Annotated in this window: 30 protein-coding genes; all 30 read right to left on the reverse strand. The window is 43.6% G+C overall.

Going from position 1 to position 25,693, the window contains the following annotated elements:
* Nucleotides 1–4 precede the first annotated feature (4 nt).
* Entirely contained in the window at nt 5–760 is a 756-nt protein-coding gene (locus tag VIM91_RS04970) for a hypothetical protein (protein ID WP_331863713.1), read from the reverse strand.
* Nucleotides 761–1,303: 543 nt separating this feature from the next.
* Nucleotides 1,304–1,780 carry a metal-dependent hydrolase gene (locus VIM91_RS04975; protein ID WP_331863714.1) on the reverse strand — a complete coding sequence of 159 codons (477 nt, stop codon included), beginning with the start codon at nt 1,778–1,780 and terminating at the stop codon, nt 1,304–1,306.
* A 45-nt stretch (nt 1,781–1,825) separates the two neighbouring features.
* The gene (locus tag VIM91_RS04980) at nt 1,826–2,461 is read right to left on the reverse strand and encodes a hypothetical protein (protein ID WP_331863715.1); all 636 of its coding nucleotides are present in this window, start codon (nt 2,459–2,461) and stop codon (nt 1,826–1,828) included.
* A 67-nt stretch (nt 2,462–2,528) separates the two neighbouring features.
* Nucleotides 2,529–3,533 (reverse strand): hypothetical protein, encoded by a 1,005-nt coding sequence (locus VIM91_RS04985; protein ID WP_331863716.1) that lies wholly within the window; start codon nt 3,531–3,533, stop codon nt 2,529–2,531.
* 27 nt (nt 3,534–3,560) lie between these two features.
* Nucleotides 3,561–5,021, reverse strand: coding sequence for a hypothetical protein (locus VIM91_RS04990; RefSeq protein WP_331863717.1), 1,461 nt, complete (start codon nt 5,019–5,021; stop codon nt 3,561–3,563).
* A 211-nt stretch (nt 5,022–5,232) separates the two neighbouring features.
* Nucleotides 5,233–5,712 carry a hypothetical protein gene (locus VIM91_RS04995; RefSeq protein WP_331863718.1) on the reverse strand — a complete coding sequence of 160 codons (480 nt, stop codon included), beginning with the start codon at nt 5,710–5,712 and terminating at the stop codon, nt 5,233–5,235.
* Nucleotides 5,699–5,938 carry a hypothetical protein gene (locus VIM91_RS05000; protein WP_331863719.1) on the reverse strand — a complete coding sequence of 80 codons (240 nt, stop codon included), beginning with the start codon at nt 5,936–5,938 and terminating at the stop codon, nt 5,699–5,701. Before VIM91_RS05000 ends, VIM91_RS04995 begins: the two co-directional genes overlap by 14 nt.
* A 1-nt stretch (nt 5,939) precedes the next feature.
* Nucleotides 5,940–6,569, reverse strand: coding sequence for an EAL domain-containing protein (locus tag VIM91_RS05005; protein ID WP_331863720.1), 630 nt, complete (start codon nt 6,567–6,569; stop codon nt 5,940–5,942).
* Nucleotides 6,509–6,937, reverse strand: coding sequence for a lytic transglycosylase domain-containing protein (locus VIM91_RS05010; protein ID WP_331863721.1), 429 nt, complete (start codon nt 6,935–6,937; stop codon nt 6,509–6,511). Before VIM91_RS05010 ends, VIM91_RS05005 begins: the two co-directional genes overlap by 61 nt.
* Nucleotides 6,930–7,304 carry a hypothetical protein gene (locus VIM91_RS05015; RefSeq protein WP_331863722.1) on the reverse strand — a complete coding sequence of 125 codons (375 nt, stop codon included), beginning with the start codon at nt 7,302–7,304 and terminating at the stop codon, nt 6,930–6,932. Before VIM91_RS05015 ends, VIM91_RS05010 begins: the two co-directional genes overlap by 8 nt.
* Before the next feature lie 69 nt (nt 7,305–7,373).
* Complete coding sequence (locus tag VIM91_RS05020; protein WP_331863723.1) at nt 7,374–10,052, reverse strand: TraC family protein; 2,679 nt, start codon at nt 10,050–10,052, stop codon at nt 7,374–7,376.
* A 3-nt stretch (nt 10,053–10,055) separates the two neighbouring features.
* Nucleotides 10,056–10,637 (reverse strand): TraV family lipoprotein, encoded by a 582-nt coding sequence (locus tag VIM91_RS05025; protein ID WP_331863724.1) that lies wholly within the window; start codon nt 10,635–10,637, stop codon nt 10,056–10,058.
* Nucleotides 10,627–11,043 carry a hypothetical protein gene (locus VIM91_RS05030; protein ID WP_331863725.1) on the reverse strand — a complete coding sequence of 139 codons (417 nt, stop codon included), beginning with the start codon at nt 11,041–11,043 and terminating at the stop codon, nt 10,627–10,629. Before VIM91_RS05030 ends, VIM91_RS05025 begins: the two co-directional genes overlap by 11 nt.
* Nucleotides 11,030–12,322, reverse strand: coding sequence for a TrbI/VirB10 family protein (locus VIM91_RS05035; RefSeq protein ID WP_331863726.1), 1,293 nt, complete (start codon nt 12,320–12,322; stop codon nt 11,030–11,032). Before VIM91_RS05035 ends, VIM91_RS05030 begins: the two co-directional genes overlap by 14 nt.
* Entirely contained in the window at nt 12,319–12,879 is a 561-nt protein-coding gene (locus VIM91_RS05040) for a hypothetical protein (RefSeq protein ID WP_331863727.1), read from the reverse strand. The genes VIM91_RS05035 and VIM91_RS05040 overlap by 4 nt, the downstream gene beginning before the upstream one ends.
* A gap of 92 nt (nt 12,880–12,971) precedes the next feature.
* Entirely contained in the window at nt 12,972–13,529 is a 558-nt protein-coding gene (locus VIM91_RS05045) for a TraE/TraK family type IV conjugative transfer system protein (protein WP_331863728.1), read from the reverse strand.
* Nucleotides 13,530–13,554: 25 nt separating this feature from the next.
* Nucleotides 13,555–13,848, reverse strand: a complete 294-nt coding sequence (locus VIM91_RS05050) for a type IV conjugative transfer system protein TraL (RefSeq protein ID WP_331863729.1) — start codon at nt 13,846–13,848, stop codon at nt 13,555–13,557.
* Nucleotides 13,848–14,153, reverse strand: a complete 306-nt coding sequence (locus VIM91_RS05055) for a hypothetical protein (RefSeq protein WP_331863730.1) — start codon at nt 14,151–14,153, stop codon at nt 13,848–13,850. Before VIM91_RS05055 ends, VIM91_RS05050 begins: the two co-directional genes overlap by 1 nt.
* A 64-nt stretch (nt 14,154–14,217) precedes the next feature.
* Entirely contained in the window at nt 14,218–14,523 is a 306-nt protein-coding gene (locus tag VIM91_RS05060) for a hypothetical protein (RefSeq protein ID WP_331863731.1), read from the reverse strand.
* A gap of 69 nt (nt 14,524–14,592) precedes the next feature.
* Nucleotides 14,593–15,351, reverse strand: coding sequence for a TrbC family F-type conjugative pilus assembly protein (locus VIM91_RS05065; protein WP_331863732.1), 759 nt, complete (start codon nt 15,349–15,351; stop codon nt 14,593–14,595).
* Entirely contained in the window at nt 15,345–17,669 is a 2,325-nt protein-coding gene (traN, locus tag VIM91_RS05070; RefSeq protein ID WP_331863733.1) for a conjugal transfer protein TraN, read from the reverse strand. The genes VIM91_RS05065 and traN overlap by 7 nt, the downstream gene beginning before the upstream one ends.
* The gene (locus VIM91_RS05075) at nt 17,669–19,099 is read right to left on the reverse strand and encodes a hypothetical protein (RefSeq protein WP_331863734.1); all 1,431 of its coding nucleotides are present in this window, start codon (nt 19,097–19,099) and stop codon (nt 17,669–17,671) included. The genes traN and VIM91_RS05075 overlap by 1 nt, the downstream gene beginning before the upstream one ends.
* The gene (locus VIM91_RS05080) at nt 19,100–19,396 is read right to left on the reverse strand and encodes a hypothetical protein (RefSeq protein WP_331863735.1); all 297 of its coding nucleotides are present in this window, start codon (nt 19,394–19,396) and stop codon (nt 19,100–19,102) included.
* A 152-nt stretch (nt 19,397–19,548) separates the two neighbouring features.
* Nucleotides 19,549–19,824, reverse strand: a complete 276-nt coding sequence (locus VIM91_RS05085; protein WP_331863736.1) for an HU family DNA-binding protein — start codon at nt 19,822–19,824, stop codon at nt 19,549–19,551.
* A gap of 11 nt (nt 19,825–19,835) precedes the next feature.
* A complete protein-coding gene (locus VIM91_RS05090; RefSeq protein ID WP_331863737.1) occupies nt 19,836–20,075 on the reverse strand; it encodes a hypothetical protein in 240 nt (79 codons plus the stop codon).
* Nucleotides 20,059–20,703 (reverse strand): division plane positioning ATPase MipZ, encoded by a 645-nt coding sequence (locus VIM91_RS05095; protein ID WP_331863738.1) that lies wholly within the window; start codon nt 20,701–20,703, stop codon nt 20,059–20,061. The genes VIM91_RS05090 and VIM91_RS05095 overlap by 17 nt, the downstream gene beginning before the upstream one ends.
* Nucleotides 20,703–20,909, reverse strand: coding sequence for a hypothetical protein (locus VIM91_RS05100; RefSeq protein ID WP_331863739.1), 207 nt, complete (start codon nt 20,907–20,909; stop codon nt 20,703–20,705). Before VIM91_RS05100 ends, VIM91_RS05095 begins: the two co-directional genes overlap by 1 nt.
* A 277-nt stretch (nt 20,910–21,186) precedes the next feature.
* Complete coding sequence (locus tag VIM91_RS05105; RefSeq protein ID WP_331863740.1) at nt 21,187–21,981, reverse strand: PAS domain-containing protein; 795 nt, start codon at nt 21,979–21,981, stop codon at nt 21,187–21,189.
* A 14-nt stretch (nt 21,982–21,995) separates the two neighbouring features.
* Entirely contained in the window at nt 21,996–23,135 is a 1,140-nt protein-coding gene (locus tag VIM91_RS05110) for a site-specific integrase (protein ID WP_331863741.1), read from the reverse strand.
* Nucleotides 23,136–24,660: 1,525 nt separating this feature from the next.
* Nucleotides 24,661–25,626 carry an endonuclease gene (locus VIM91_RS05115; protein ID WP_331863742.1) on the reverse strand — a complete coding sequence of 322 codons (966 nt, stop codon included), beginning with the start codon at nt 25,624–25,626 and terminating at the stop codon, nt 24,661–24,663.
* Nucleotides 25,627–25,693: the final 67 nt, after the last annotated feature.

Genomic DNA, 25,693 nt, shown 5'->3' on the forward strand with positions numbered 1-25,693 from the left:
AACCTCACTTAAAAATAGAGTCATCTTTCAGCCATTTGTCCTCGTGACGAACAATAACCGTAGGTGTTGAGTCAACGCCAACTTGTCGCATGACGTTTAGATTTTCATCTACTAGCGGTGTTTTGATTGAAGTCTCAATGTTGTCATTAAGCAATGAGCGCCAAACTCTTACAAAGTCCTCACCGGCTTGAGTTCGGCTAATGATTTGCTCAGCCATGTGCTTGGAGTTAGGGGCTACAAATCCAACCATGACAATTTTCAGCGTGTAGTTTTGTAAGACATTAGGGTTGGTTTCGAGGGCGACTAAATTACTGTTTACGCAATGAGGGCATCGGGGATCAAGAAACACATAGGCCTCATTTGGGCCGGATCCATAAGAAATTATGTTGGCACTTTTTAAATGATCAATCTTGGCTGTAAAGTCGAGAGGCGTTGCGTATTTTTGTGCAAGTTTTTCAGTTATGGACACACCGGCACCATCAATAATATTGCCAATAAACAAGTAGCCGTTTTTGGCGAAAAACAACCCATCACCGGATTGTGGTGAGTGAACGGCGTACATGGTCATGTCAATTTCTTTAATATGCTGTGCATCCTTAACAGTGAAAAGCTTTTGTTCGTAGCCTTGTTTGATGTAGAAGGGTAGATGCGAAAGCTGTTCAGAAGTTAATGCTTTTCCTGACTCAGGATTGGCACCTACACCCAAACTTAAGGACGCTGACAGAATTGTGATGGCTAAACGTGGAAATTTTGATTTCATAAATAACCTCATGTTAATGGCGTTAAAAACAACAAACATCAGTGCAGTGCGCTGGATATTTGAATACTCTGCCTAAATAGTGATTTCACCCTAAAAAAATGACAAACAGAGTAAGGGAGTAGAAGAGGGTGGATATTGGGTAATTAAAAACTACTGCTAGGTCAGCACGGGAAGGGACGGCATTAGCCGCGACTAGGCCTAAAAAAATTGCACAAAAAATGTTTGAGGGCGTCACCATAACCACCGGGATGAAGAGTGTCAGTGGTGCAAGCGCAACGGGAGCCGCGTTATACCAACTAAGATTTGTGCATTGCACATAACCCATAACCCAAACATCAGCGGATCGTTGAGGGAAAATTGAAAATCTTACCGGCTTTGCATTGAGTACAAGCGCAACAAGGTAATGAGACAGTTCATGCATTAATGTAGCCAGTAGATTAATGGCAGAGAATAACCAAAATCGATTTGTACTCAACAGGTGTGAATTTAGAGCCAAAAACAAGATGGCAGAGATCAGTGTTATATACCTAAAATCCATAAGGCTTACGCAAGCATGATTAGGAGGGCGGCGATACTTGGCGCGAATGAAACCGGATACTCTGCCATACCCCCTGTTTTAAAGGGAAAAGGGCTGCGAAAGCGTTTTTGAATAGGGTAGAACAGTGGAATGCCGGAATGGGTTAGCCAGTCACCCAAAAGGTGAGACGCAAAACCTGTAAAAAATAATAACCAGGCATAAAACCAAAACCCCTCTGCAACCAAACTCGGCAAGGCAACCACCATTAGCATTGCGACACTATGAGACCAAGTGCGGTGGCCAAACAGCGTCAGTGGAATCGTCGCCAAACGAACAACTAAATTACGTTTAAGCCTTGACCGGTAAACATCAATGTCTGGCAGAAGCGCCCCAATAACCGCAAACGGCATTGTGATAGCGATAATAAATGGTTCGACTTGCATGAGTGTCGAGACAAGTAGCGCTGAGCCAGCGCCAAATACAATATGGGATGATCCAGTCAAACTTAATGCCCAATAAAAAAGCACTCCGAAGAGTGCTTGTTGAAATTAGAACAAGGTTCCTTGTGCAGTAAGGAATTGTTCCGAATTGTCGTACACCTCTGCTTCAGGTTGACGCCGGAAGCATTTCTTCACAATGATTTTTTGACCTTCCTCACGATCTTGATCACGCCAGGTGATTCGAGAACAAGCCTCGGCCAAATCTTCAATCTCGTCGTGAGATTTGTCAGGGTGAAGATCATGGAGCAGGGGAATTAATTCACTCATGACCGCCTTACGACGGCTGTGTGTATTAAAATCCATTAAGCCAATAGAGCCTTCCAAAATACCCCAAAAAATCGGAGCATTTTTGAACAGGAGCGTTTCCAGCTCCTCAGTAATAATTTCATTTTCGGTATTACTGTACGACTCTAGGTGTAGCGGGTTTTCCTGATCATCAACATCAATTGATGTTGATATACCTCGCTTAATTTCCTTCAACTCTTCTGAGTCACAGGAACGCAGCAACGGGATCGAAACCGCACCACCATAGATGAACTTAGCGCTAAAATTTTTGCGAGCATTCGCTTTGATTTTATTCTTTAAGTGGTCATCTACTTGATTGCCATACTGCTGTTCAGCAAGCCATAAGGCTAACGCTTGCTCCTGAGCGATATCCTCTTTATACATGTCATAACTCGACATATCTTTCTCCTGTTAAAAATCTAAAAAAGTTCTCAACAGGAGTAGTGAATATTTGGTAAAAACAGAATCATGCAGCGCAGGGCGCGGGTAGCTTTCGTGAAAGCTTTATTGTGCTAATGCATGGGATTTTTCCACGCAAGCAGTCTCCAAAAGCCGCCAACCAAGCGATATACCGATAAACTTGCTTTTCCTTCAAGCCCATTTCAAGAAGTATTGGGCTAATGCTTGAAATCCAGTCAGAAACCGACGTTCGATTGGAAAAAGGAGCGTCTTGCTCTTTTTCTGTGGCAATCAGCGCATCAAAATGTTTCTTGAAGAGCTCAATACTTCTTTGTCCAACAGTAAAGCGCCCTTCAGGGTCGATTTGAGCAAGCTCACTCATAACCACTTCGGCAAGCAATTGTGGAAGAATAGAATGTACCGACTCAGCTTTATACCGACCGCTTTTCTTTGCTTCAAATTCAGCCTTAAGATCATCATAAAAAAGATCTACCGGCGTGATTCCCAGTATCAAAAAAGACAACAGGGCAGGAGCGCTTGCAACATTGTTAATCACAAGCTGCTTAAGTGCGTCGGGCTCATCGAGCGAGCCTCGAAAATCTTCTTCACTTGGGCCGGTAAGTAATGACTTTTCATCATAGATGTCGTCAGAGTCAAAGCCTGACAGTACAATACCTGCCTCAACATTAAGCAATGGAGATGATAGTTCTTGAACACCCTCATCAAGTTCATTGGATGATTCATCCAGTGAAGTGATTATTGGTAACTTGGATTTAGCATCGTTTCGCTTATAAGGCAGCGTTATGCCAGAACCATAGTTGCGCCCAACACCCTGCTTCATTTCGTTCTCTAGCGCCCTTTTTGTGTAGGCTACAAGATGGGCTTCGCTAGGCTCCCCTTTTTCTGAGGTGAAGGTGTCTAGCCGCCCAGAAAGTATTAAGTAGCAAGCATCTTGCACCATGTCCTCAAAAGGGATGTGTTTGTATCGGGCATCACCCTTTCTTATCCCGCGTGCCGCTTTGTCAGCAATCTTGTGACAGTTTTTAATTACATAAGGGTTTTTACTCAACATTTAATTGTCTCCACAGAAAAATCCCAGCTACAAGGGGATCCCCAAAGTTGCAGAAATCATGCGTGCGTTTTTAAGTCGCTTTTCCTCATCCGCCTCTACGTCACTCGCGTTGTTAGTAGCCCGGTTTTTCTTGATTTCATCGAGGATGGAAATCGCACTCTTGGCCGCTTTTGGGGTGACACGCTTTGAAGGTGCATGAAGTGTTGGGCCATCAATCGTGATTTCATACGGGGACTGATTTGGTAGGAGGAAGTGCATTTCTGTGGGCAATTTGATTACCAGCACTGCTTTAAAGAGCATTGCCCCGGCTTTAATATTCCAAAGCCCGTTACGGGCAGACACCCCATTGAAGTGTTTGAGCAGCCAACCTTTTGATTCAAAAAGGTTAATTAGCATTAAAGACAAAGGCTGAATGGCCGCCTTGCTGAAAACGGTTTGGTGATGCGCCGCAACAAAGCCTTCTGGTAGCAGGTTTTTTAATGCCTCCCTTAACTTGTTTTCCAGAAGATATAAAGTGCTTCCATCACGCCAACCACCCGCTGCGGTGCCCTTTGGTAGCCCGTAGGATTGGTAGGTAATAGACCCCAGGATTTGATGGATGTTTTCTTCAACGAATAACTGAAAATCAAAGCTCGACTTGACGTGCTCTTTTTCCTCAATGGTTACGTTTGCATCTATGCATTTTTGTGACGTTAAGAGCTTTTCTGCTCGTGCTTCAGATGCAGGGTCTGGCAGGATTGGACGTAATCTTGGCTTGTGGTTGTACTTTAAAAGTAAGGTTAGGACTTCTTGATCATTGGCGGAAAGGTGCCTAAAAGAGGGCAGGCCACTTAGGATCAATCCTGACAAGTCATCATGATGAGGTTTGTTATTCCCTCCGCTTTGTTCCGAAATGATCTTCCCAATATCGTGACTTATGGCAAGAACTGGAAGCAAAGGATCAGCTTCCTCGTTAAGTAAGGATTTAGAAAGGTTTTCTAACGAGTGGTCTAACAAGCTGTTCTGATGCCCAAGGCCAGCGGAGACACCTGGGTATTCGCTTAGAAGAGAGGCAACTTCGGTAACAACCCTTTGATGGGTCTCTGGCAGCTTTAAAAAGCTTTTTTGAGCCTTGTCCGCAAACTCCAACTCCACGATGTTTTTAGGCAAAAGAAACCAAGTGGGCTTAGGTATTACGCCGATATTTGTTGAGATACCTAGCCATTCATCCGATCTTGGGACTCTAACCCCTAAAAACTTAACCGTAAGAAGGGTGGCTGTAAGCGCAACAACTATAGCGATACCAAGAAGGTACCAAAGATTCAGAATCGCTTTTTCCAACAACCCAGCAGCCACCAACAATGCATTGGCCGCATTAACTTCAATGTCCGGCTCGTAAAGTTTTGCGGTTTGCTCAATAAGCTCATTCGACGCTAACCAAAAACCTATTGCGATGACGTAGTAAAAAATAAAAAGTGTTAAATACGCTCGAAGAAGACCCCGTTTCATCCATAATTTCCTCTATGACACCGAGTGAAATAGTGAGAAAAAATAAAAAAACACTTCAAATATTTATTTGTTTTTTAATGCATAGATAAGATTTGTTTATGGATTGAGCAGCGCTAACTCATGCGTGAAATGATGAACTTTTCTATGGAGCCAGGAGGGAGTGGTACCCGCCAAAAAGAACGGGTAAATCGTTAAAGCGGGAGGGTGTGGATTAGAAGCCTATTTTTAGACTTGCTGAAAAACCGGAGTGATGGGAGTTGTAAATGTAACCAATGCCGATATACAGGTTTGGGGTAGCAAGGTATCCTGCCGACATTCCAGCGCCTAAGCTGGATATGGTTTCAGTTGTGGTAGATTTTTGCGTGCCGTAGCCAATTTCACCAAAACCTGCAAGACGCCAGCAAGAGTAAACCCAAGCTTTGCCAAGCTTAAACGTCGCTAGATCTAAAGATAAATCACCCTTGCCAACCCCCTTAAGAAGCCCAATTTCATATAACAAATTGGTGCCGCTTTTTGCGGAAGGCTCATATCCGTAGATCAAAGAAGACCCACTAAGCCGCTGATCTTTAGCGCTCGATGACTGAATGGTTAGTTCTGGAAAATGGTCTAGTCCAATATAATGTTTCGATGCCAAGGCCGAAAAGCTACTAATCAAAAGCGCAACAAATAAAAGGCGCTTAATCGTCTGCATGTGCTACCTCCTTTTGTACATGACGCTTTTCATAAGCAACAAACCCCTTGTCTGTAGAAATAAACTGCAATACGATTTGAGCCAGCACGTTTGATTGGTCAACCTCGTAGCCTTGTTGCTCCAAGTAAGTGAAATATTTACCAACTCGCTCATTTTCACTTTGCTTAAAGGAAATGGTTTTCTTAATTACTTTCTCTTTTTTGGGAAGCTGTAACTTAATCGACATTTTAATCCTCCAATAATTGTCGTCCCTGGGCCAATAAGACCCCTTTTTTAAATAATTCAGTCAGGTTGTCGCGTGTAGCACCCTCGGCAATCAAAATCCAACTAGATGGAATTGGATCAATGAGTAACTGCCCACTAAGCAATGCCTCTGCATGAAGATAGGGAAGTTTTGCGGTCACAGGGATTTCACGAAATCTTGTTGACATGGATGTGTGCGCAAAGTTCTCTCTGCTTGTAAAGTCATCCAATAACCACCAGAAATCAGGACGCATCATCATGAGCTTATGAGCTCGGTCATCAATAACGCTTTCATGAATTTCAATACCTATTCGCTGCTTGAGGGATACCCCATCAAGAGACTTGATTGCCAGCTCAAGGTTTTCGTTAAAGATGTTTACCGTAACCGGGACGTTATTCAAATTGATAAATGATACGGCTTGCTCAATAGTATAAACATCAAGATTGTAACGATCAGTTAAGCTAAGCCCACTTATAAAATCGGCGGTACCATTGCCGTTTTTAAGCCTCACCAATTGCTCATATCCTACCGTCATGCCATTTAGCGTCATCACTATTGGTTCATAGCAAAAGTAAAGCTGTTTACTTTGTATTGCTCGTTGTATAAGACCCATTTAGCCATAACCTTCTTGGCATAATTCCTGCCATATTGAAGCCTAAAGCCTGCATTGTAGGAGGCTATAGCATCTTCCCAGTTTTCATATTTCGCAAATCTTTTGCGCAGAATCCATGCCGCAACACCGATGTTGATACATGGATCATGCAAAAGATCGTGGCGCGTAATTCTGTAATTTTCCAACACAGGTAGCCAGACCGTATTGATTTGCGCCCAACCCAAATCTTCTGTTCCATTTCGGTTTTTGGCCACCACTCCCTTGCCACCGCCCTCAACGTCTAAAATTGACTTGATAAGCGGGGCAGGCACCTCATAGAGGCTGGATGCCTCAACGATACATTGCTGAACGATTGGCAAATCACTCATCGTCTTTAAAAATACGTGCTGCTTGAATCTCAGAAGAGTAGAAAGGCTTTCCATCAACGATTCGCTTAATACCTTGAATCGAACCCTCAATGTTATAAATCGCACCAATCTCAAACGCGTTAAGCACGGAGCTATCGCCTGAATTCTTTTTAGCGTTGTTCGATTTTTTCCGGTTTTCAATGATGCCGTCGAGTGTTTTTTTAGAAATTCGCACCGGAATAATAGATGTGTACCAAGACGGGATCTGTGAGTGATTTATCTCTACCTCAGGATGGTTTGAAGTTTTTACCCAAACCATCGCATTTCCGCTGTCCCGAAGATCGACATCAACAATTTCACCATTGAAGAAGAATTTATTAAATCCCATAAAATTAACCTCACGTTAAATAGTCAAAAAAATAGCTCACATCTGTAATAGTGAGAAGACTCCAAAAAATTAAACATCTACGCCCAAATTTTGAATAATTTTACGAGGTGAATCACCAAGCGTCTTGGCATAGTCTTCATCGGCAAGCTCAGCAATCGCCATGGACATCGCTTGTTGATAGGATAGCGTAGGGTCTTTATCCATGATGGACTCGTAGCGTTTTTTGCGAATAGCTTTTTCCGTTCCATTTGAGGTGTAAAGCCAGTAGGTATATCGATCCGATATAAACCGATAAACCCCAGAACCACCACCGCATCTTACAAAAATTTCGGAATACTTGCCTGGTATGGTATGTACGCTACTTAGAAGTTTTTGAGTTAACTCATCAGCGACCATTAATCCAGACTTAAACGCGGCTTCAAGCGATTCGGCCTTTTGACCCAAAGCAAAAAGCCAAGCGGAGTTATCCCACGCAGCTTTTGCGGCTGCTGACATCTGAAAATCACCAAAAGATTGAGTTATCACCCCAGCAGATCCGCCAAACTTACGATATGTCCGATAAGCACGGTTAATAAATCCAGCCGCCTGATTTGAAGCCAAAAGATCCCATCCTTCATCAATAAGCATCAATTTTGGCTGGTCTGGGTTTTGGGTTTTGTACATGGCATTTGCGATACGCTGCATCATCATTGTTAAAACCACATCACGGAATGCACCTTGGCTTTTCAAGTCATCAAGTTCAATAACAACAAATCGGTTTCCTAAGTCAATCGGCGCACCGGTTCCATCAAACCAGGCAGCCAATCTACCCTCTGTGTATGGCCTTAATTGATCCGCAATGTCTTTCGCACGTACATCTTCGTGCGCATAAAGCCATGCGCGAATATCTTTCATCGTGGTTTTTTCACGAGCTTGATGCCAGCAATCTTCAATGGCATGCTCAAGCAGGACGTACTCCCAGTCGGGTACGCCGCCTTCGATACTTTTTGGCCATGCCATGTAAGCAATCAGCTCTTTAAGCATTTCTGTAAATTCTTTAAGATCGAACTCAGTTTTGATTTGAGCAAACGGGTTGATGTCATAAGGCTTGTCAGCGCTAAAGACGAGGTTTGTGCCGCCTATAAGCTCACACATTTCGTAATATGAACGACCAGCATCTATAACAAACGCAAGCCCACCTTTTGATAGAAAGTCAGTTACTATCTCTTGGGCAACAAAGCTTTTACCCATGCCAGAAGCAGCCACAACCGTAAAGTTGTAATTGGTGACAACGTGTTTATCCATGATATTAACTGTTGCCAATTGCCCACGACGCGAAGTTAACAATAACCCACCATCTGCCGGATTTGTGCCTTTCCAGTCTCCCTGTATGGGCGCAAGGGTTGAGACGTGCTTGGTGGCCATGGTTGAGCTTCGCTGTAGGCCGGTAAAATTGGTTGGATCCGCGTCAGGTACAAAGAGTCCCGGTAAAGATGAAAACCAGATTGGAAAAGAGATAAATGTTTCCTGAGACCCTCTAAACGCATGTCCCGCCCACATAGATGTCACATTCTTGGCCGCGTTTAACGCCTCTTTTTTAGGCGCGAAAATATTTAGCCCCATGTAGGAAGTAACCAGTGAGTTTCCATCCTCTGACATTCGAATCAGGCTGTGTGTTTGGTCTCTTTGCTCAAACAAGTGGGACATAATGGCTTGATAGGCTGGTGAGTCCGATACCAATTGACGACTAATACCCGCCAGCTTGACCGTCAATTTGTCTTTTGTTTTGCCGCTATCAAGCAACCGAACATTTAAGTACATCCAAAAGGGGTAAGGAATGTTCTCGTTAGTTGCAACAAAGTCGCCAATCAGCTTTGCGGTAAGGGGTAGGTAGTTCTGTTTAGGATAGCCATCCATCGTCATACATACGACAGATTTGCGCTGCGAATCCATATCGTCGGATGCAGAAAAGTCTAACAATCCATCACGATCTACTGAGAGACGGCTACCTTTCATCACAATATCAGCAACTCCCTTGTGATCATAAGGAGTTCTGGCAAGTGAATCCGCAGACAGATGGGGGTTTGCCAAGATCCGTAGATAAAACTTTATGCCTGTTCGATTAAGCGCTATGGCTGGTAGTTTTGCACCATTCATTACGCCAATTATGGATGAGCGAGATTTAAGAACCATCTCTTTAAAATCCCTCCACTGGTACTCATCATCATGGTCGCCCTTATAAGGAAGCGTGACAGTTAGCAAATAGGAGTGATCTTTTGGGTGTGATTCTCTGCCTTCAATGAGTGATGTTTTATAAGCCGCAGAAAGGAAGTAGTTTCTTCTGAAGTCTGCCATGGCATCAATCATTGGATCATTAGCGTGCTGTTTCGCCTTCCCCCATTTATCCAGGATTGGTGAAATCATGGGGTGCGATAAAATACCAAATTGCATAATGGTGTCGGGTACGTTGATCGCTGTCAAAATGGTTGCAATTTGCAGCTCAGAGTCGGTTCCTGCCGACAGGTAGGGTGTGAACTCGATCATAAATCCAAGTCGGATTTCACGACCATCATCAATAAAAATCAACCCATCATCATCAACATCACGATAGTACAAAACAGACGATAGAGGACGACGTTCGGCAAAGTTTTCGATTAGCCCCTGTGGAGTTGATTGTAGCCCCGGGGGGTCAATTTTTAACCAATTAACTGCCGTCTTAAGCTGTTTGTCCATCCATTTTTGGGCGCTATCAAAGGTCGATTCAAGCATTGTTTATCTCCCAAATGTTTGGTTGAGGTTTTGAGCCACCCCCTCCAAACCTTCCACCAAGCCTTCGTTAGGAGGCGCGACATTCAGACCATCAAAGTAAGCAGGCTCAACATCAAACTCTCTGTCTGATTGACTTGTCATGCCTTCCTGATCCATTCTCACACCAGCATAAGTCCAGTAAGAAGGTGTGGTGAACCATGCATAGCTACCAGAATGCAATACGCCACTTTTGTCTTGCCAAGGGGCAAGCCAAACCTTGTGTGGTTTAGGCGGGTGGTACACAGCCCCCGGGAGACTATCAGCAAAAGGCAAGGCTAAGGACACGGTTTTTTCCGTTGGTTTAGTTTTTGATTTATCGCATTGATTGCCGGATTTAGAGCAAGCCCAATTATCTTGTGTTATGAGATCATATTCGTTACCCCAAACAGACCAGCTTTCGGTCGATGTATCGTTAATAGAGGATTCATATACCTTGTCAATCGGAGCACATGACTCACCATAAGGACAAGAAAATTTGCCATTGCTAGAGCAGCCTGAAGCGACTAATGCAAAACCTAAGGCAGCGAGGATGTGTTTATTCTTCACTTGAAAATTCTCCCTGAGCAATTTGTCCGTTCTTGTTATAGGGGTTGATAATTAGCCCGATTAAAAAATATCCTGTTCGTGGCTCGTAGTAGAAGTTTGCCGTGCGATTGTTCGTTTGAAGTTCGATGAGACCTGGTGCGTAAGTGGATTCAACTGCGCCTAACCACTTGGTAGTGGGAAGGTGAAGTTTTGCCATGTTGAGCGCGTTTTCTGGGCTATACGCTGGGTTGGCTAGGGTAAGCATCTTCCAATCTTGAGATGGGTCTTGATTTGTTAATACATGCTTAGTGTCACCATCCGACCCACCACAAACCATAAATCCTAAAGCCAGACCAATAGAAAAGCTAAACAAGCCAATGAGCAATAAAATGGCGACGGTCTTTTGTTGTATCTTATTTGTTTTCATAATCACTCCATTGAAGCTGCGTACCTTCAGAGAATACGACAAAGAGCTTGCGACCCGAACCGACCTCAATCACCGGGAACATGCTTTCAGCTTCTTTCATGTAAAAATCAGCGAGTTTTCCTGCACTAGAGGACAGTCCGCCAAAGGCGGCTGATTCAGCGGTTTGCTGGACACTCAGGCCTGCAAGAGCCCCCACTCCAGATGCAGTTGAAGCGGACGACCCAGCATCGCTTAACCCCTGGGCGAAGCCTGCTAACAGCGTTTTAGCTAGAATTGCCCCGCGTTTTTCGATTAGCTTTCCTCGCAATCCGAATGTGCCGTCACCATCAACTACATAGCCTTTTACAGGTGATTCAAGTAGGCGTTTTGTTTTTTTATCTACACATGAAATCGAAGCCAATCGAATATGAGCACGCTCATCAGACAGGGAACCATAAGCTGAAGCCATCACAAAACAGGATTGAACCCGATAGCGTGCCTCGCCGGGTAAAAAAGCGTTATCCTGCATCCTAATCAAGAGGGGTTGTGGATTGGCTTTTGTGGTCGTTGCCGTGTTTGCAGAGACACCTGTTAACATTACCCCCGGCGCAAAACTGGTTGTTAAATATCCAGCAAACCTACTCCCTTGTTCAGTGGTTGCGCTTGAAGGCTGAGGGGAGAAGATTTTTGCATCCTCATTCTTGGGGCTGTAAATTCCATTGGTCTTCTGCGCCTCCTCAGCTTGTTTTGGCGTTACATCCTGCATTGAACCAAACGCTACTGGCGATGGAGGCAGGTCGGGAAGTGTGCCCGTAGTAATTTCATGCTGCTTTTTCACAGCATCAAGTGATGGTGGAGCCGGTGGTTCCTGCGGTATCCGACCCCTAGTTGGTGTTGGGGCAGGGAGCCTCCGATCATCAGCGTTAATTTTTGAGTTTATTTCTAGCAACCCTTTATTAATTGCCTCGAAGTTTTTTTGTGCAGACTCATTCTGGCGCTGGACGAGCGCCTTTAGATCCTCAACAGATTGTGTTGTGCTTGAGAGATTTCGCGTTAATTCATTTGTTTTGTCACGGAGCATAGTTATTTCGGCGTCGGTTTTTTGGGCAAGTGTTGCTTGGTCTAATTTGTCAGGCGTTAAATTAACCAGCGGCGGAGGTGGGGCTGCACGCTCTGGCTGTTTGTTAAGCGTTCCATTGAGAACGATTACACTCACAACCGCACCACCTAAAATGAGTGCCCACTTCTTATTTATGGCATTTTTCTTTTCAGAAAGTGTTTTGACCTTAACCTCGCTCATTGCGCAACCCTCAAGACAATTAAAGTAGATTCATGCTCAGGTGAAATTGTTGATGAATCAATATGTACCGCTTTTACACCGGCAGCATAGAATTGACTGGCTTCAACCTGAACAGAACGTTCTTTAGATATGAGCTTGTATCTAATTACCTCGAAACGATTGTTGGAGTAAGATTTTTGAGGATAAGCCTTAAAAGCACCATAGTTAAGAACTTCGTTAACCTTGGTTTCCTGGTAGCCACGAGGTTGAATCCCCTGAGCAACAGAGGAAACCACAGGGATAAATAGGATATTGGGATTACTGGCATCCCCTATTTCTAGTGATACACCAGCGCCACCAATTCGTATTACTTGAGGAGGTATGATTGAGCTGGGTTTAAGCGATAGGATGTATTTGCCCGACACGGTTTCAAGAACGCCATTAACCACTTGGCCTTCAGCTTTATCTGAAAAACGAACCATTGCGGTTTTACTGTCATCGGAAAAAATCGGATTGCCTTCAATCGGAGTGTCAGGAGGGAAGACAATTTTTAAAATTCTTGAATCTGCTGAAATCATGTTGTAACTACCAATTGAGACGCCTTGCGACATAACGGATTGACTAGAAAACAACAGTGATAAAGAGATTATGAATGCGTTTCGGATAGACATTACTTTGAGGCCTCTAAAGAATTGATCACATACATGCCACTCCCAACTTGGGCGTAGGTAATAACGTAAGTGGCTTCGACTGGTGAAATGGGTTTCGTTCCTGCGGATCTGTTTAAAAAGCCCTTAACAATAACCTTGTTGGGCGCTTCAAACTTTTTCTCAGTAGGAAAGAAGCTTTGGGTCACACCTTGGTCTTTATAAAACTTGGCATCCTTAGTCAAAGCCTCCAAGTTAGCAGCAAGGGCGCTGGGTGATAACCTAAACTTGAGCTGGTCAAGGCGTGACTCAACCGTTTTAGGTGTCCAGTTTAAGAACAATGCAAGATCAGCATCTGACAGCAGGGATAGATAGGCGGTATCAAGTCCAATTTCACCATTGATAGTGATAGGCTGCTTTTCAGTCAGCGCAGAATATGGAACCAATACGATTTTGGTATTATTGGATACAACCAATAATGAAATACTCAAAACAATAGAAACTGTGGCAAGTGATAGAGATGCCAGTTGCCATGCTCTGCGAGATTTTGACAGCGTAATAACTGTATCAGCGTGTGACATAAAAATATCTCGTTAATAGTCTTGGTTAGCTTATAAATTCGTTCTCATAGGGAGGAGGGAAGCGCTTTCGGAGTGTTGGGTCTATTGATAACCCAAAAGCCCATACAGCATGTTGCGCCGCACCCCTTTTCGCGCCCCTTTTCATGCGCTTGGTTATTTTCAAGAAAAAATAAACAAGAAAAACTCCAACCAAAAGAAGCCCCGCCAGAAATGAGAATCCAAATAGAACAACAGCAATAACAAATTCGACTGGATCCCAAAATAAAATCGGTACAACATTGTCTACCCGGGTTGGAACGCTTCTCTCATTCATGGCCATTAAAAAATAACCGCACCGGTGATCATTGTTTTAACAGCGCCCGGCCCCCAGTAGATGAAGGCGGCAGTTGCAAGACCGGCTAAAGCTGGCATGGGTGAGTTTTTTCCAACGGCATAAGCTCCGCCGACGAGAATGGAAGCAATACCCGCACCCACGCCGTAAGCACCTTTCGCCCAGCTATCAACGGTTGTCATAAACTCACCAAAAGGATCATTTGCACCGGGCGTGTAGGTAGATGAGGCGCTGGCAATAGACGTGAAAAGAAATGCAGATGCTGCACTGAATAAAGCTAAAAATTTCTTCATATAAATACTCCGTAAAATCATCGTTAAACCAAGTTTTTTCACACAACGTAATAGTGAAGACTGGCTAAAAAATAACCGCACCGGTGATCATTGTTTTAACAGCGCCCGGCCCCCAGTAGATGAAGGCGGCAGTTGCGAGACCGGCTAAAGCTGGCATGGGAGAGTTCTGTCCAACGGCATAAGCGCCACCGACAAGAATAGAGGCGATACCCGCACCCACGCCGTAAGCACCTTTCGCCCAGCTATCAACGGTTGTCATAAACTCACCAAAAGGATCATTTGCACCGGGCGTGTAGGTAGATGAGGCGCTGGCAATAGACGTGAAAAGAAGTGCAGATGCTGCACTGAATAAAGCTAAAAATTTCTTCATAAAAGTTACCTCTAAGTTTCTTGGAGCCAAAACGAGTCCAATCTAAATAGTGATAACTTTTAAAAAGGTTTAATCTTTGGGCGAGAGGCTTTTCATGAGCTTTTCGTAGTCATCTTTTGTGAGCTCAGCACTGAGTGATGATGATTTTAAGTTTAGAAAACTTTCAGAAATGGGTGCGCCAGCTTTTTTAAACTCACTCAAAGCCCAGGCAACATCAACCGTTCCTTCAATCTTCCAATAGCTTTCTGGGTCAGCTTTATTGCACTCTTGGTATCCTCCTGCATCAATCATCTGATCACAGGTTGGTGGTTTTTTTGTATATACAATGGCGGGGACAGAGCGTACATTCCAAAGCGTAAATAACCTTGGATCAATCATAAAATTTGGCGCTCCATGCTGGCTGTGATACTTGAGAATGTGTTCATTCATAAACTTCCCAAGCGTATCGTTTTCCTTAACTCCTCGGTACACCATTGGAATACCGTAAACCAAGCTGTCAAGACTGTATGAGCGAATTAGACCTTCTGGCATTGAGGTCGAAATTAGGATGTAAAGGCTCGGCGTATTGGCTTCATTCGCAAACTTTTCCACCCAAGCATTGATTTCAGGGTTCATTGATGCACTGGGCATAGATTTTTCAAAAAAGTGCGCATAATCCTCACGCTTAAAGGTTTGCTGCTCCTCAAGCATTGAACGATATTGTTTTAAGCTTTCGTGTTTGGAGGCGTTATGAAACACCTCTCCCGGATCAATGGCACTGTCGGCATAAAGCATGGATGACAGCGACAAGGTGATTGTAAATATCAAAGGGGTTTTTAGGCCTACCATAAAGCTTTTGCCTCCAAGTTAACATGAACGGGCCCCATTGCTGGTGGTGCAAAGCGATCTTTCACGCGAACCTTAAGTTCAGCATAATGCTTATCACCATTTTGCAGGGTAAAGTGAACCTTGATTACGTAATCGCCAATGCTAGAGTAGTGGTGGCTAAATTCATAAATGTAACCACCGCCACTGGTTGAACCATCGCCCCAGTCAACGGCAACATGACTCACTGTTATATTAGCGGGCAACCACTTTTGAACGGTTGAAAGCTTGACGGTACAGGCATCCTCACAATAGCCTTGGTTAATTCTCGCCACAATATCATCGGTTTTAGGTTGAAAACTATTCGATTCAATTTGTTCAGTAGCCTGTGTTGCCACGACAGACTGATCTGGCGGCGTAGGTTTGAGGTCATTGGCTAAAAACGAAAGATCCATTTTTCCTAAATCCAACAAACTAAACTCTTCAATTGTGAACCCACTGCAATCAGCCGTAAGCTTGGTATTGCATCCAAGCGAACCTTTGGTCTGGAAACTCGTTCTGAAGGGCTTGGCGTAAGCAGCTACATCGGTTAAAAGCGTATAAGAGCAATAACCGTGTACATCGCACCCACCAAATATTCTTACCTGAGTACCCGGTACATACTGAACGGGAGAGGGTGGTATCTCTCTGGGAAGCGTATGATTGAAGACATTGGAACCGGCTTTGACCCTTAACTTTATTTGATCCCCAGCTTCTGATTCACCATAGGTATAGGCTGAAATCTCAAGATTTCTAATCGTTGAAGGATCGCTCCATACTCCTGTTTCAATAACATCCCTAAATAAAAAGGTAAGTGGAACTTGAAAGTTACCACCCTTCCATGCGGATACGGCATAACTGCAACTGGCATTTGAATCACAATCACCTTTTACAACAACATTGCGAGACAGGGCGATTCGCGTATTGTCTATTGGGTTAACGCCAACAATATTTAAGCGGTCATCAGACTGCTTTAGCGGCGGTGGATTATTCGGGGCATGACAGTTATTGTTGTCACACACAGCAAAATAAGTGGTGAGAATAGCAGGGCAGTTCTCACCTGCGGGCGGGCTTATCGAATTGCATTGTTCATTGTATTGATAGCGCCATAATCGATTGCCATTGACGGTGCCCATGTCAATCCAACTTCCAGTAGATCCATAAAAGGAAAAAGAATAGTTTTGAGTTTGAGCATCCGCAAACCCTTGCGAAGCAAGTGCGGCAAGTTGCGCTCTTCCTTGCTCTTGAACAGCACGAGCCAGCTTGTTATCAAAGGTACAGTACCAATAGGTTTTCTCAGTGCACCATGCGCAGTTCCACGTTTTGCAACCACCCCAATCACATTTGAAACCGTCTACCCCTGCGGTACAGCCACTACCCACGGAAACAGCCAATCCTTTTTTCTTACGTCCATAAAGCTCTGATTCCTCTTCAGTGCATTTAACAACACCCAAAAAATTAGCGTTTCTCTCAGCATCCTTACCACAGCAGCATGTTCCTAGAGCACTACACCCATCCACTTCTTTGCATTTTTGCATTTTCCCTGCGAATACGCGCAATGGATCACCCGCTGCACCGTGTTTGAGCATTTCAGCCATGCTTGATGCCTGCATTGCCTTGTTGAAACTGCCATCCTGAACTTGAGTGATGCTAGGCGTTTCAAGTGAAATATTGGTACAGCTGTTAGTTGTTTGATAGGCATTACATTGCTCTTGTAGATAAGTGCAGTCATAGGTTTGTTCGACATACGAGCACTGGCCATTCTCTGTATCAAGACACACTTCTGCAACTTTTGTACATTCGGGTTCGGTTATACAATCCCCTTGGTCAATCGCGCAAGACCATTTACTGTCCTCATTTACGCAATAGCTTCCAATTTTTTCATGGCAAGTTTTTTCGCTGGTTTGGGCGCAATTTGAGCCGGGTTGAACTGGGGAGTAAGTCGTAACTTTATCTTTCGTACAAACATATTGACGCGAAGATTGTTGGCATACGCCTAACGCTTCATTAAATATGGAGCAGTTATTGGTTGCCAACACACAACTATTTATTGATGAACTAGCACAGGTACTTGACACATTATCACTGGAGCATTTGTAGTTTTTTTTCAAGTCCCAACATTCACCTTCAATAATGACATGATTGGCCGGTTTGTTGGGTGAGGCAGCAAAGCAAATCCAAGTACCACCCTCATTACGGCATGCATTATCCATACAGGTTTGCGATTCCAAAATACAGCTTTCACTAGCCAAAACAATTGGCGACGAAGCCAACATCATGAACAAAAATATGACTTTCTTCATTAGCTGCATACTCGACTGGTACCTGAAGGAACAAGTGTTGGGCTACTTTTTGTTACAGGAATGGCAAAGGTGTCATGTAATGTATAGCCATTTGCGTTGCACGTGCTTTCTAGTCTATGGGCAGCAGAGCATTGTGTGGCATTGCAGTTTTGGGTGTAGTGAACTCGATAGGTGCAGCCACTTCCCATATTGCTCCCAGTAACGGATAGGGTGCTAAGAGGTGATGCATTGTAGATTTTGTCTTCGGTGGGGTAGCCTGATAACTGGACTCTAGCCTCCCAACTGGTTGTAGATGACGTACCCCAGTAATGCCTTACCCTTATTCTGGCATTATCAACACAGACCGCTTGGTGGTGAGCCCATTGTGCTGCCCAGCAAGAGGGACAAGAGTGATTCGACTTGTGCGATAAAACTTGGCCGGGCGTACAGGATTGTTGCAAACATTCACCATTTGATAAAACCCCGACACTACAGCCAATTTCATACTCGTTAGATTCAGTGCAAGTATAAACCTCACGATGAGAGCAGGTTATATATGGAGTTAAATCATTCTGCTCAATCGTGTCAGAAGGTATAGACAGTGTGCATGTTTTTTGTTCGCTGATCTGACTGATAACCATGTCCAAACACTGGCTAACATCTTGGCACTGAGTGCTTTGACTGGAATCTATGTCAAAAACATTTACCGGTACATCGGGTCTTGCACAGGTTCCAGTTTCACCATCGGATTCAATTTCATTAAACTGACGTTGGGCACAATCAATTTGCTGGTCTTTGCTTAACAAGGTTTCTTGATACTTGCCCATGTTGGAATTCTTACCAGCATGGATGACATTGCCTTGATCATCATAAACACCTGAGCCAAGCGTTAAGCTCGCAATAGAATTTTCGTTAGCGTAATTTTGAGACAGTGCCGATTGACCGTGTGAATCAAGGTTGTTTCCATCGAAGGTTTGTTTACGCTTTATATCAACTTTGATACTGCAACCATCTGAGGCGCAGCTCTGGAGCATCATTGTGGCCTCTCCATCGGTTTTGACTGTTTGCATTGGCTTGAAGTCATCATCGCCGCAAATCGCACCAGATAGGGTATTGGTGCAATAATAAAGACTGCGCCCTGAGACGCTTTGCTGGCACGCAAACGAAACACCATTGACCGTACCAAATCCATATACATCTTCACTAAAGGGGCACGAAATACTTCCAGTAGCTGTTTGGCTAATATTTAACCCGCCTTTTCCAGATCCAATGTTGCCCTGTCCTGAGCCTGAAATCCCCATGTTTCCCAAAACACTCTGACCGGTTTGGCCTTTTAAATTATTAAATGCTCCCTTGGCCATTTGTTCGGGAGTCATTGCATTCACTACTGCTGAGTTAAATGCAAAAACCAAAACAAACATGAGTTTCTGAAAGTGCTTAAGCGAAACCATTTATAAATCCTTTTGAACAACCTTAATATCAACAATGGTGCAAACAAGTTTTGATAACTCGCCACCATGCGGTGATACATGAATATCGGAAGCGGTTATAAAAACCCAAGAGCCAACAATTAGCATTGGAAAGAGTGCTTTTGCTCTTTTGTCCCAGAGTGTGGCTTCAACAATTTGCTCGTGCTTTTTGCCAAATCTAAAATAGGAGTAAGAGAATTCAATTTGCAAAAAACACTTGCCTGATTTAGCAGTTTTTAATTGCCCAGGACTTACAACACGGCACAATTCAGCAAACATAGATATGACAGACCTATTTTGACCAACTGAACTAAATAGTGATGTGGAGTTAAAAAGACATGATTGAGTGCGTCAAAAAAGACGCAAGGAGAGGTTTTGATCGGACGCCGCAAAGCAACTGTAGAAAGGGGCAGGCTGCCCCCTTGTAAGCATTATTTTTTTAAAGCGTCTTTTAAGCTTTTGCCAGCAGAAAACGATGGAGCTTTAGAAGCTGCTATTTGAATGGTTTCACCCGTTGAAGGATTACGTCCTGTGCGGGCAGGGCGATCTTTGACAGAAAACTTACCAAAACCCACAATCGTAATGTCATCACCGGCAACAAGCGATGCCTGTACTGCACCAAACACCATATCGACGGCCTTAACTGCGTCACGGCGAGAAATGCCTTCGGCTTCAACAATGCGGTTAACAAGTGTTTCTTTTGACATATTTAAAACTCCTATTGATTTAAATCTTCTTTAGCGGCTTTAGTTACCGCATATCGAATATAGCCCTTCATAGAACGGCTGGTTTGCTTAGCTGCCATCTTGAGCAGATTATACTCCTCCTCACTAAAAGATGCCCCCATGTGGCGCACAGAGTCAGCTTGTGAAGAGGCATTGTTTACAGTCTTGACAGGCTGCTTATCAGCCGCATCGACAAATTCCTCAATTGATTTGGGTTTACGCTTTGTGACCACGAATCTCCTCCCATAAACTTGTAATTTCTTCAATCGCCTTGGGATTGTCCATCTCCACTACGCCTTTGCCAACCCCCATTGCATCACGATAGATTTTTCGATCTCGAACCACGGTGTTCAGCAAAGGAATATCAGCATATTCAGCAAGATAATCCTGTGCTTCTGCAACCTCATTGATCATAGGGTTTGTAGGCGCAATGCTCAACACAGCAAGCGCTTTTAACTTCTCATTAAAAAGCTGTGCATTCGTGATGATTTCATAAAGTGTTGGCATTACATCAAGATCTGGTTGTGATGGTCTAAATGGCACCAATAACAAATCCGCGGCCAAGATACCTGTTCGCAGCTCTTTGCTATCGCGCCCAGCAGTATCAATAATGACGAACTCATATCGCCGTCCCAAGTCGAGTGCCAGCTCACGAATGTTTTCAGAAGCCTGGACATTCTGAACAGTCGGTAAAGCTTCGCTAGACTCCAGCCTATCCAGTGCCCAATTGGTTGATGTAGCTTGTCTGTCGGCGTCAAGAATAATGACATCCTTACCTGACTTGGCCAAATGTGCCGCTAGATTGACGGCAATTGTGCTTTTACCACAACCACCTTTTTGATTTCCAACTTGAATAATCATTATTTACCTCCACAAGCTGCTTGATCTGTTAAAAATCCAATAACCGCACCGACTAGGCCTGCACCCACCATACTCAAACCAAAGTGATAAAATCCTTCACCACCATACGCCAAGCTGTAATAGCCCACGGTTAAAAATACAACAGCCCCAGCTAACATGATTCGATGCAACAGCTTTACATCGATATAGTCTGTTAAAAAATGCATCGTAAAGTCCTCTCTTTAAGTCACGGCTCATACCTCCTGGCTTGAACTCAGAAGAGTAGAGAGCGGACTTATTCTTAATTTGAATTGAGTCTGAAGTCCGTTTGAAACAAAACCAAAATAGACCCACTAGAAACCCAAAACAGTCATTGGAAATAGTGAAAGGGAATTAAAAAAAAGAGGCTTTTTTATTCTTGCGGCTTAAAAAAACTGGAATTTAATAAACACGTAGGCGCGATGCAATTAAGCTGATAACTTGATTGCACCGGGGAGAAAAGGATTATTTGTCAGCGATCTCGAATTGAATAGCAACGGATTCACCATTTCTCAGTGAAACCGTTTTACCATCGATACTGGCAAGCGTGGTCTTAATTGAGCTTTGAAGGTTATGGGGGCTAATGTTGGCTGTAACAACATATTGCCCAAAACACATTCTACCTACTTGATAGCTTGCATCATGACGTACACGCCATAAAGCTGAAATAACACTGTTTTCAAGATTTTTTAAGGTCTTCGTATCTGCCATTGCCTCTATGCGCTCAAACCCTTCTATCCAAATAGTTGCCTGAGATTGAGAGGTAAGGGCGGAGGAAGCTCCACTTTCAATTTCTTTCACAAAATCGCTAAATGCACGATGGTTAAGCACCCGAACATCCAGTGACGGATCTACTTCAATATACTCAAATAGTTGTGACTGAAACACCTTTTCACGAGTAATGTTTGACACCATGCACACTACAGCAGGCGTGTTGTATATGGATGCATCTAGCGGGCGAATTCTTGCGCGATACCATTGCTTATTTAGCCCTGAGTCAGGGTAAAGAGAATAGTGGTCAATTTCATATTCAAACTCGACAACCCCTTGCAGCTCGATGGCATATCCAATGTGGGCGACAATGCGGTGAGCATCAGCTTTGGAGAGTACATCATGCACCGACTTTCCAACTAAAGAATGGGTTTGAGAATAGTGCTGACTGTCTTTGCCACCCTTAACATCAAGGTAAGTGCCAGTTTCGTCATAGACGAATATCATATCCGGCAGGGAATCAAGTAAAGCAGAATCTTTTTCTTGCATGATCGTGTACTCCTTTAAAAAACCGATTTGGTTGCGTTACGGTCAAAAACACTTTCTTCTTCAATATAGGTATTTAACATGGCCTCAGAGCGCCATCCACCTTGCTTTTGGATCGATCTAGTTGGTGCTCCTGCATGGTAAGCATCGCTAACAAAACCCCGCCGAGGAGAGTGGCCGGTATAAAGCTCGGATTTGGGTATGCCTGCGCGTTGTAGGTGGCCTCGCATTATATTAACAATCGCAACTGTTGTAAGGTGATTATCAATCTCTCCACTTACCAATGTACCCTTATGGCTTATTCGACAAAAAACGTATCGTCCAATATTTGTACTTTGAAAGCCAAGCCAGTTTTTAAGATGTGATACAGCACATAATTCAGGATACTTGCTGGCATAGGCAATACCTTTTGTAATGCCTTTTCCAGCCTGGTCTGTTTTAGAAAAGGGTAGCGTGATCTTAAGTCCTTCTGGCTCAAAAGTTATGAAAGACCATTGCAGCGAGGCGATTTCCGAACGGCGGAAAGCGCCAGCCCACCATAGCGATAGTAGTGCTTTGTCTCGTAAAAGTCTGGCTTTAGGGATTTTGTTTGCCTGATCATCTATGTGAGCCATAACCCTTAGCAAGGTGTTAATTCGCAAAGCGGGCGCTGATTTTTTTGTATAAAAATCGCTATCAAGCGCTGGCGGGGTAACGCCTTTATTGGCAATTTCCTCTGCTGAAACAAGATTGGCGGCATATTGTGCGTGAAGCTTGCGCAACCCTTTGAAACTGTCTTTGACAGAAATTGATTTAGTGAGATCGGTTATCCCTAACTGCCCCAGAGCCCAAGATAATGAGGCCAGCTTACGCTTGATAGTGTTGATTTTATGCTGAAACCCTACATCTTCAAGATACTTACAAATTGTTGCATCAGATAAATTTGAGCCAAGAATAATGTCCGAAATTTCATTCTGATCCTTCTGGATGACTCGATTCTCTTGATCCTTTAAAACAGTCTCACCGCATAGCCAGTAGCAAAACATAGATAAGTCGGACATATATGCTCGAAGTGTATTAGAGGCAAGGGACTCCGTACGCAATAGCATCTTGGCGGAGTGCTTTTCTTGAGATACCACCATCGAAGGCGTATTTTTTTTGTATGACACTAGGCTCATTTGACCACCGCTTTAATTTATATTTTGAAAAATAAAGTGATGCGGTTTTCTAATTTGAACAAACTGATTAGAGGATTGAAAACTATTCGGTTGTAGGCGCATCTAACTACATTCGTTTTTCGGTGAACTGCTCCTTTTGCAAGAAAAAGCGGTTTGCAAATCAATACCGCACAATTTAATAATTAAATTTCAGATGCAGCATGTTTGATCTACACAAAGTTATCCACAGGGTCGGGGGTTGTATATGCTGTGTTTTGCTTTAATTTTGCACACAATATGTTGTGGTTTGCTGTGCAAAAACTGAACAAAATTATTATTGCACTTCGAGAATGTTTTTATTATATTCGTGGTGTTCATTGCTTTTGTAGCTGGTGGACAAGGGAAGTGTGATGGGGAATAACGGATGCTATCCTCCATCACTAATTGACGACTTTCAAAGAAAATCGAGATGTGGAAGTTTTGATTTTATAGAACGTCTGTCAATTTGTCTATTCGTATCCAAAAAAGATAAGGAGTTGGCTAATGCAGATGTGTAATATCTACAAACCTGTATTTGTCTCTGCCTATGTTCGACAGCGCTTTGGTCGCCTAGAACGGGTCAGACAATACTGCCGTCGTTCACCACGATAGGCATGCTCATCGAGTCTATCAGTCAAATGGTAGGCTCTCAAATTTATAAGCAATTTTCCAGAAGATTGCTTATAAATTGCTAGATATGTTCCGTTCCTAGCAGTTCAGGTGTTTTGTTAGTTCTTCTCGATTATTGGCAAGGAGTCAATATTGAGCAAGAAATGCAAAATTTTATCCAAGAAAACAAAGAAGACATTAAAAAATGTTCGTCGCCTGATTGAAAAGGGGTGTTGCATTTTTGTTTGCCTATTTGTTTTGTTAAGCAAAGGAGATTACAACAATCGAATAAGCTTTCTAATTTTTCAAATGATGTGTAGTTAATCTTGCATATTTCAACCTTTTTAACCGGGAGTGAAAAAATGACGTAACCAAGGCATGGGACTTAATTGATTAAATTTTTACGTGGAGTTTTTTATGTTCAAACAAGCAGTGTTGTGCTGTAAACCATAAAAACACTTGAAAATCATGAGAGAGCTAATATTTCTCATGGCCAGATGGCACGTTAATAAAGCAGTATTAACTTCCATTTAGAACGGAATATTTTGCTAATAGTGAAACATGAATTAGATTTTTCAAATACCACGGAGCCAGAAGATAAGGCAATGGGGAGGCAATGTTATCTCCATTTTATCAGAGCTCTCAATGGTACAGATTTACTCTGTTTTCCCGGTACATCTGAAGACATACTCGCTTCTTTTTATAAGATGCGAAAGCTGGAATACTGGGAGGTATTGCTGTGGCTATTTGTTAAAGCTTTTTTCTTAACCGGGACTGATATCCATCCATCAGCCTCGACTATAACTGTTAGCTGGATTAGCCTGCTGCACAGAATGGTAAGGCTGGGGCGCGGCCCTCCCCATCTAACGATGAACTTTCGACAACAAGAAAATACTACTTAATCACAGTTCTTTGCCTTTCGGTATCCCGCGTTAATTGCCTCATCCTCAAACTGAAACTCAACGATATTGCGCTCAGATATCGTGCTATAGCTAGGGCATGAAGGCAGATGGTATATTTTGCTATTTCGATTCCCCCTAACTGGTAAATTTAGCGCATCACTTGCCGATTTTACAGGTGATGCAGGATGACTCGCCGGTATCTCTGAAACCAGGCCTGACAGTGAGGGTTTAAAACCTATGTGCCAGGTTTGCTCACCGGTGACGAATGGGTTATTGTGCCCCATTCTCGTTGCTATACGACGATCACGCTCACGCTCCCAATCTGTCACCGGAAACTGCTTATCCCAGGCCATAAAAAGCTGTTGCTGTTGTCGAGAGAGCTGTAGGCCATAATAATCGGCAAAGTAAAAATAAACCCGGGCGGCCATGCCTTTAACTTCATCGCGGGGTTCAGCCACACGCTGCTGAAAATCAACCTTAAAATCACACTGTCCATGCTGGTAAGGCGTACTCGGTAATACACCAAATCGGAAGTTAGAGCGGTCTGCATTTATCTCACCGACTGAAATGGTAAGATTGTGAAGGTTGGCCTCCATCAGATTAAACACCGGATCGGTACGCTGACAATTCTGGCGACCGCCATTTTGCCAACACTGGCGCTGCTGACCGACTGAACTAATCGGCACGATATGTTCCCATTCTGTACGCGCGGCACGGACTTCTTGAGCGCGTACTTGATAATCACATGAAGCATGATCAACTCGACCACCAGAGCGACCAACCCATTCCCAGTCGCAACCGCAATAAAACTCGCCACCTGAGTGATTGCGATCATGGTAAACGTATTGCTTAGCCTCGATTTTTGCGCGATCAAAACTTTCTGGTGCTGCAATGACACTCGCAAAGGACAGGCCTGAAAGAATCGATAAAACAATTCCGTAGCTGATTTGCTTCAAATTCATTTTTAGAGCCTTTGGGATCAAAAGCGAATTTTCGCAAAAAGGGTTTTAACTGATCGCAACATTTTCA

It is taken from the genome of Thiomicrospira sp. (assembly GCF_036568485.1).
Classification (GTDB): domain Bacteria; phylum Pseudomonadota; class Gammaproteobacteria; order Thiomicrospirales; family Thiomicrospiraceae; genus Thiomicrospira.